The 2097-nt window shown below is 75.6% G+C and carries 1 protein-coding gene; it reads left to right on the forward strand.

The window, feature by feature from the left end; translation table 11 throughout:
• The coding region (locus VR45_RS41010) for a type I polyketide synthase (RefSeq protein WP_045945074.1) at window positions 1-2097 on the forward strand (2097 nt) is incomplete at both ends.

Below are 2097 nucleotides of genomic sequence, written 5' to 3' on the forward strand. Positions count from 1 at the left end.
AGACCGCCTGGGAGGCGGTCGAGGGCGCCGGGCAGGATCCGACCGCACTGAAGGACCGGCAGGTCGGCGTCTACATCGGTACCAACGGCCAGGACTACTCCGCGCTGCTGGAGGGCGCGGAGGGAGTGTCAGAGGGTCATCTGCTGACCGGGAACACGGCCAGCGTGCTCTCGGGGCGGCTGTCCTACGTCCTCGGCCTCCAGGGGCCCTCGCTCACCGTCGATACCGCGTGCTCCTCGTCGCTGGTGGCGCTGCACCTGGCCGTGCAGGCACTGCGGCGCGGTGACTGCGAGCAGGCCCTCGCGGGCGGGGTGACGGTGATGAGCACCCCGCGGCTCTTCGTCGAGTTCAGTCGTCAGCGCGGGCTCGCCGCCGACGGACGGTGCAAGGCGTTCTCGGCGGAGGCGGACGGCACGGGCTGGGGCGAAGGCGCCGGAGTGCTGCTGCTGGAGCGCCACAGTGACGCCCTGCGTCACGGCCACCCCGTTCTCGCGCTGATAAGCGGCACCGCCGTGAACCAGGACGGTGCCAGTAACGGGCTCACCGCTCCCAACGGCCCGTCCCAGCAGCAGGTTATCCGCGCCGCCCTGGCCGACGCCGCGCTGCGCGCCGACCAGATCGACGCGATCGAGGCCCACGGCACCGGCACGAGGCTCGGCGACCCCATCGAGGCGCAGGCGCTCCAGGCCGTCCACGGACCGGCGCGTCCGGCGGACCGTCCGCTGTGGCTCGGCTCGGTGAAGTCCAACATCGGGCACACCCAGGCGGCGGCCGGGGTGGCCGGGGTGATGAAGATGGTGCTGGCCATCCGCCACGGCGAACTGCCGGGGACCCTGCACGCCGGGACGCCGAACCCGCACGTGGACTGGTCCGGCGGCGGCATCCGCCTGCTCACCGCGCAGACCCCGTGGCCGGAGACCGGGAGCCCGCGCCGGGCGGGCGTGTCCTCGTTCGGCATCAGCGGCACCAACGCGCACGTGATCGTCGAGCAGGCGCCCGCCATCGCGGTCGTGCCCGCCCCGGACCCGACCGCCACCCCGGACCGGACCGGCGCCGCGGTCGTGCCCAGCGCGACCGTGCCCACCCCGGACGCGGCCACCGCGACGGCAGCCACGACGGCCGTCGCGGCGGTCGACGCCGGCGCCACCGCCATCCACACCGCCCGTCGTACCGGCCCGCCCGTGCCGCTGCTGCTCTCGGCCGGCACACCGGAAGCCCTGCGGGCCCAGGCCGCCCGGCTGGTGGGCCGGCTCGATGCCGACCCGGACGTCGAACTGGCGGACGTCGCCTACTCGCTCGCCACGGGACGGGCCCCGCTCGAACACCGGGCCGCCGTCCTGGGTCGGGACCGGGCATCCGTCCGGCGCTCGCTCACCGCACTCGCGCGCGGCACGGCAGCGGGCCGACTGCTCACCGGCGGCGCCGTGCGCTCCGGCCGGACCGCCTTCCTCTTCCCGGGACAGGGCAGCCAGCGGGCCGGGGCCGGCGCGGAGCTCTACCGCGCGGACCCGGTGTTCGCCGACGCCCTCGACGAGGTGCTGACCGCCCTGGACCCGCACCTCGACCTGCGCCTGCGCGACGTCCTGTTCGCCGAGCCCGGAACCCCCGGTGCGGAGCTGCTCGACCGCACCCGTTACACCCAGCCCGCGCTGTTCGCCCTGGGGACGGCGCTGTTCCGGCTCGTCCGGCACTGGGGCGTACGGCCGGACCTGCTGATGGGGCACTCCATCGGCGAACTCACCGCCGCCCACGTGGCGGGCGTGCTGGACCTGCCCGACGCCTGTGCGCTCGTGGCGGCCCGGGGACGGCTGATGGACGAACTGCCCGGGGGCGGGGCGATGGTGGCGGTGGAGGCCACCGAGGAGGAAGTGCGCCGGGCCCTGCTGGACGACCGCGCCGGGCACCCCGTTCCGGAGCGGGAAGCGGACCTCGGCCGGAACACGGGCCGGGAGGCGGGGCAGGACGCGCTGGACATCGCCGCCGTCAACGGGCCCACCTCCGTGGTCCTGTCCGGTGACGCGGACGCGGTACAGCGCCTGGCCGGGGCCTTCCGCTCCCGAGGACGACGCACCCGGCGCCTGAGCGTGAGCCACGCGT

The sequence above is a fragment of the Streptomyces sp. NRRL S-495 genome, from assembly GCF_000966955.1.
Lineage (GTDB): Bacteria > Actinomycetota > Actinomycetes > Streptomycetales > Streptomycetaceae > Kitasatospora > Kitasatospora purpeofusca.